This is a genomic window from Yeosuana sp. (assembly GCF_057126245.1).
Genome location: NZ_DBNGMQ010000009.1, coordinates 40,571 through 46,777 on the forward strand (window position 1 = coordinate 40,571; position 6,207 = coordinate 46,777).

Here is a 6,207-nt window from a genome sequence, read left to right on the forward strand (position 1 = left end):
GTTAGGTAAAGGAAGCAAAAGAAAATCTTGCAATAATTATTTTAGAACTTGCTCTATAAGTCTTATTATTTCTTTTATTCACTAATGACATTTGTTTAATTATATCTAGATTTTATAAAATAATATAAACAGCTTGAATGATTTATAATGAATAGAATACAATCTTTAGTAAAGTATTTAAATTTGAGTTTAATACTTTCTACAATCTTTATTATGGTTACTTCGTGTAAAACAAATGAAAAACAAGAAATGAATTATAAATATAAATTTCAAAATGCATCATTGTCCGTTGAAGAAAGAGTTCAGGATATAGTAAGTGAAATGACGCTTCAAGAAAAAGTATCTCAAATGCGTTATGATGCTCCAGGAATTGAAAGACTTGGACTTCCAAGATATAACTGGTGGAATGAGTGTTTGCATGGCGTAGCAAGAGCTGGTGAAGCTACTGTTTTCCCTCAGGGCATTGGCATGGGAGCTACTTGGAACCCTGCTCTAATTTTTGAAATGGGAACAGCGGTATCAGACGAAGCAAGAGCTAAACACCACAAATTTATAAAGGAAGATAAAAGAGGTATTTATCAAGGGTTAACTTTTTGGACACCTAATATCAACATCTTTAGAGACCCAAGATGGGGAAGGGGACAAGAAACCTATGGAGAAGACCCTTATTTAACAAGTAGAATTGGCGTTAATTATATTAAAGGCTTACAAGGCGATGACCCTAAATATTTAAAATTAGTAGCCACAGCAAAACACTTTGCCGTTCATAGTGGTCCAGAAAAATCGAGACATGAAGATAATTACCAGACGTCTACTAAAGATTTATATGAAACGTATTTACCAGCTTTTGAGGCTGCCGTAAAAGAGGCCAATGTGCACTCAGTAATGTGCGCATACAATCGTTTTAGGGATGAAGCTTGTTGTGGAAGTAATTTATTATTAAATAGAATTCTTCGAGATGATTGGGGATTTGGTGGGTATGTAGTATCCGATTGTTGGGCTATCAATGATTTCTGGGAACCTAATAGACATGGCCTTACAGAAACACCAGCCGAAGCAGGAGCTTTAGCAGTGTCGAGAGGAACAGATTTAAATTGTGGGAGTGTTTTCGACCCTAATTTGAATGAAGCTGTTCTCAAAAAAATGATTGATGAAGAAAAAATTGATTTGGCATTAACAAGATTGATGACTGCGCGTTTTAAACTGGGCATGTTCGACCCTGAAGAGGATGTGAAATGGTCAAAAATTCCATATGAAGTTGTTGCTAGTCAAAAACATTATGACCTTTCTGAAAAAATCGCAAGAGAATCTATGGTAATGCTGAAAAATGAAAACAATACACTGCCTTTAAGTAAAGATATAAAGTCTATTGCTGTTATCGGGCCTAACGCCAATTCTAAACAATCACTTTTAGCTAACTATCATGGTACACCCAATCATTATAACACACCTTTAAAAGCAATTACAGATAAACTGCCTAATGCTAAAGTTAATTATGCTTTAGGTAGTGATATAGCCATTGGTTGGCCCATTTTAAATACTATTCCAACCTCAGTACTAAAAAATGGTGATACTAAGGGTTTAAAGGGAGCGTATTATAATAATAGATATTGGGAAGGGACACCTGTATTTATAAGAAACGATAGTGTCGTAGATTTTATTTGGATGCCAGAGAAACCTATCCAAAACTTAAAAACAGATGTGTTTTCTATAAAATGGACCGGTCAACTAGTACCTAATCAAGATGGAAAATATCGAATAGGTTTTAGGGCTAGCAGTGCTGGTAAATTATATTTTGATGATGATTTGAAGTTCGAATTTAGTGATGATCACGAACCAAAATCGAAATACTTTGATATTGATTTAAAAGCTGGAGAATCTCATGATGTTAGAATTGAATACTACAACTATCACTCAGATCCCCAAGCGCAATTTGTGTGGGCCAAAATGGATCAAGATTTATTGACACCAGCTATTGAAGCAGCAAAAAAATCTGAAGTTGTGGTGCTTTGCTTGGGCCTATCTCCAGATATAGAAGGTGAAGAAATGCCTGTGCTGTTGGAAGGTTTTGATAAAGGAGATCGATCAGATATTACGCTTCCAAAAACGCAAATGGAATTAATGAAAATAATCCATGCTTTAGGGAAGCCTACGATTATCGTTTTAATGAATGGTAGTGCGCTAGCAGTTAACTGGGCTGCCGATAATATTCCAGCCATTTTAGAAGCTTGGTATCCTGGAGAATTTGGAGGAAATGCCATTGCAGATGTTTTGTTTGGAGATTATAATCCAGCAGGAAGGCTTCCAGTAACCTTTTATAAATCGGTTAATGATTTGCCAGATTTTAAAAATTACAATATGGCAAATAGAACCTATAAATATTTTAAAGGAAATCCTCTTTTTCCATTTGGTCATGGATTAAGCTATACAAATTTCACTTATAGTAATTTGAATATTTCCAATGAGGTTATTGTAAATAATGATATTATAATTGGTGTTGATGTTACAAATACGGGTGCAATTTCTGGAGACGAAGTTGTTCAGTTATATGTGTCACATGAAGAAAAGGATCATGTAGCCGTAAGAACTTTAGTGGGTTTTGAAAGGATTCATTTAAAAAAAGGTGAGACAAAAAAATTAACCTACAGCATTAGTCCAAAACAATATGCCTTAATAGATAGTAAAGGTAAATCTTTGATAGAACCAGGATATTTAACAGTAAGTGTTGGCGGAAAACAACCAGGTTTTAAAGGTGTTGCAAATACTAGTTCTACGAGTGTCTTGATAAAAAAAATAGCCATAATTAATAGATAGTATGGTTAATTAACTGTCCTTAGGATTTTATTTATGCAATAATGTTGTAATAAAATTTTATTGGAATAAAAAAGGCTCTAAATCAACATCAATCCGTCAAGACGATATTAAAAAAGAGCCTTTATAAATTATAGAAAATGAGTGTTTCTTGAAGAAGCTATTAACAATCTCTTTGTGTTTCACTCTTTTAATTCTTGATACAAACGTAATAAAAGTTTTTTGAATAATCGTCAAAACACTTATTTATTCGATGAAATACATTAAATATGTTGTCTTTTATAAAGAAATACTATAAATTTTTATGTGAACCATCACAAAATGCGGGTTGAGACGTTTGTTTACAATTGCATAAATAGGCTGTTTTTGATTCTTCTGCTACAAAAACTTTCGGAGCAAAAGCAGAGCCTTTATGAGACCCGTCGCAAAACGGTTGATTCTCAGATTCTCCACACGAGCACCACGCATAGGTTTTTCCAGCTTCTAATTGAACGGGTAGAGGTGTTTTTCCAGCAATAGTTGGTTTTTTCATATTATTTGTTTTTGATGTAAAGATAAATTTAATTATTAGTTAACTGTTTTCAATAAAAATAAAATATATTTTTTTGAATCGTACTAATTTTCAACAGAAATACCCAATGATGTTTTCGCGATTGGTCTTACATATAGACAAGGTTTTAGAGAATAAAAAAGGAGAACAATGCTGAAATAAATTGAAATTGTCCTGTCTAGTGAAGTCGTAGGGGCAAAGGTTGAACTTTTTTGATGAGTATTTATTATTAAAACATCTTTTTATAATTTCATTTTCTTTCAAAAGGTTATCTATTTGCATTCAGTCAAGGTCACAATTATAACCCTAACGCATGATATTACTATGTTAGGATACCGAATTTAATAATATAGTATCTAGATTAAAGGGTTTCCATTGTCGGAAGACTTTACTTATTGATGAAATCTCATTATTTTATCGAAAAAAAACTAAGTTCCAAAAAAATGTTTATTATCGTTGAGCCTTTCAAATGTTAATTTGTTATTTTCTCCAATCTTTCAACTAATTTACCTACAGTTAAACCTTGTACGATAATTGAAAAAACAACTACTATATAAGTAACTACTAAAAAAAGTTCTCTGTGCATTTCTTGGGTTAAACCTAATGCCAATGCTATAGAAATTCCACCACGCAAACCTCCCCAGGTCATAATAAGATTAGTATAGGGGACAAAATCGAGCTTCTTTTTAAAGAAATTAATAGGCATCATTAAAGAAGCATAGCGGCATATCAAAATAACAGGGATGGCTAATACCCCGGCAATAATATAATTCCCTTCAAATACCAGTACTAGCATTTCCATACCAATAAGTACAAAAAGGATGGTATTGAGTAAAATATCTATAAGTTCCCAAAATTTATCTACATAGGTTTCTGTAGTGTTTGACATGGCATTACCGCGCACCGTGTCGTTGCCTACAAAAAGTCCAGCAGATACCATCGCTAATGGTGCAGAGAGATGTAATTTTTGTGCAATGGCAGTCCCTACCATAACGGTTGCAAGAGTAATAATAACTTCAATATCATAATCATCAATGGATTTTAACAACCTATAGGTTACCCACCCTAAAAATAAACCAAGAGCTATACCACCAATAACCTCTTGACCAAACAGTTCAAGAACATCACTTACTTCTATATTTTGGTTACCAAAAGAGGCAATCTGGAAAAGCGTAAGAAAAACCACGACACCTATGCCATCATTAAAAAGTGATTCACCTACAATTTTTGTTTCAAGTTTTTTAGGAACCCCCGCTTTTTTAAGAATGCCAAGTACGGCTATGGGATCTGTGGGCGAAATTAAAGCACCAAATAACAAACAATAAATATAGTTAATATCAAGTCCTAACCATTTAAGAATAAAGAACATAGTAGTTCCAACTAAAAAAGTGGAGACCAAAACGCCTAATGTGGAAAATACTAAAACGGGCCATCTCTGTATCTTTAACTGCTCAAAATTGGTGTGTAAAGCACCTGCAAACAGAAGAAAGCTAAGCATGATATCTAAGAGTACGCTTTTAAAATTAATCTGACTGATTATAAACTTTTCAGCATCCAGGAGCCTCGTATCAAAATAACTCAATGCAAATATAGCTAAAGTGAACAGGATGGTGATTACCATCAATCCGATACTATTAGGAAATTTTAGAAACCGCACATTGATATATCCGAAAAAAGCTGATAAAGCAATAAGAATGGTAATGATAAAAAAGTAATCCATGAACCAAGTTATTTTTTTTAAAAATAATCATTTCAAAATACATTCATTCAAATAAATGAGTTTTAAAAATACAAAAAACCCTCTAAATTTCTTTAAAGGGTTTCAGGTTCTATTGTGTAACTAAAAGTAAAAAATTCAAACTTTTTCAACAGGGATTTACAAAGTTTATCTTGTAAAAAGAGATAAATAAAATTCAAAGTTTATATTTTAAATTGAAAAAGTAAAGTAAGAAAAAAAACACTTTAAGAAAAAAATATTTTCATTTTAGATAGTCAAATAATTTATTCATGATGGAATCGATTTTGTCTTGGAGTTTCTTAACTTTTTCAGGATAAGTATTAGCTAATTTTTGTTAGCAATGTCCTCCTCTAAATTGAAAGTTTGGGGTTCCTCTTCCAAGCCGGATTCAAGTTCCTTTTATTAATAATGTATAAACATTAAAAAATTATGGTGTTATGAAACATTTATAGCGTCTGAAAAAAATGATGAATCTAACACATAATTTGGAGTTAGTAGAAAAGTCCTTTTGTACGTTTCAAACTAAAATTCACGAAACATCAACGCGATCTATTATTAATCAGCATATATTATAAAAGCTTTTTTATATTGGATTATTTTTTATATTTTCATATAATTTCAAGGTCATAAAGAAAAGCCTTGAACTTCCTTATAATCTTATATTTTAGTTATTAATATTTCTTAGGAAAATAAAATTTACTTTTTAACCACCTTATTGTGCACCACTTGATCATCTGCTATGATCTCCAAAATATGAATGCCTTTAGCTAGACCGTTTACTTCAATTTGCCACTTGTCTTTTCCAGTGTCAGCCTGCTCTTCAAAAACTAATTTACCAAGCAGATCATAAAGCCTAAATTGAACATTTGAAAAACTTGCATTCGGTATTTCAACGTGAATAAAACCATCTGCAGGATTAGGGTATACGGAATACATTTGCTTCTCAAAAGTTGAAGTGCTCAATGGAGCGGTTACACTTATGCCAGTCATAGGTGTGCCTGAAGCTAATCTTTCTGCAAAACCGCCATCAACAGTAGTTAAAAAAACGGCGTATCGATAACCGCTTGAAATTGGTGTACTGGCGCTAGTTGCGATATTTACCAATAGC

At 32.5% G+C, this 6,207-nt stretch carries 4 protein-coding genes; 1 reads left to right on the forward strand and 3 read right to left on the reverse strand.

Annotated elements, in window-relative coordinates; translation table 11 throughout:
* Window positions 1-147: 147 nt before the first annotated feature.
* Window positions 148-2,814 (forward strand): glycoside hydrolase family 3 C-terminal domain-containing protein, encoded by a 2,667-nt coding sequence (locus AC15TD_RS01005; RefSeq protein WP_484450271.1) that lies wholly within the window; start codon window positions 148-150, stop codon window positions 2,812-2,814.
* Between the two features lie 289 nt (window positions 2,815-3,103).
* Here the strand turns inward: AC15TD_RS01005 and AC15TD_RS01010 are convergent, their stop codons facing one another.
* The 3 genes from AC15TD_RS01010 to AC15TD_RS01020 form a co-directional block, all read right to left on the reverse strand.
* Window positions 3,104-3,343, reverse strand: a complete 240-nt coding sequence (locus AC15TD_RS01010; protein ID WP_484450272.1) for a CDGSH iron-sulfur domain-containing protein — start codon at window positions 3,341-3,343, stop codon at window positions 3,104-3,106.
* Window positions 3,344-3,833: 490 nt separating this feature from the next.
* The gene (locus tag AC15TD_RS01015) at window positions 3,834-5,081 is read right to left on the reverse strand and encodes a cation:proton antiporter (protein ID WP_484450273.1); all 1,248 of its coding nucleotides are present in this window, start codon (window positions 5,079-5,081) and stop codon (window positions 3,834-3,836) included.
* A gap of 714 nt (window positions 5,082-5,795) precedes the next feature.
* Window positions 5,796-6,207: T9SS type A sorting domain-containing protein (locus tag AC15TD_RS01020; RefSeq protein WP_484450274.1), on the reverse strand; the 412-nt coding region annotated here is incomplete at its 5' end.

Bases quoted from the DNA above. Each gene is read 5' to 3' on its own strand.
- AC15TD_RS01005 (WP_484450271.1), top strand. From the start codon at position 148: ATGAATAGAATACAATCTTTAGTAAAGTATTTAAATTTGAGTTTAATA.
- AC15TD_RS01010 (WP_484450272.1), bottom strand. From the start codon at position 3,343: ATGAAAAAACCAACTATTGCTGGAAAAACACCTCTACCCGTTCAATTA.
- AC15TD_RS01015 (WP_484450273.1), bottom strand. From the start codon at position 5,081: ATGGATTACTTTTTTATCATTACCATTCTTATTGCTTTATCAGCTTTT.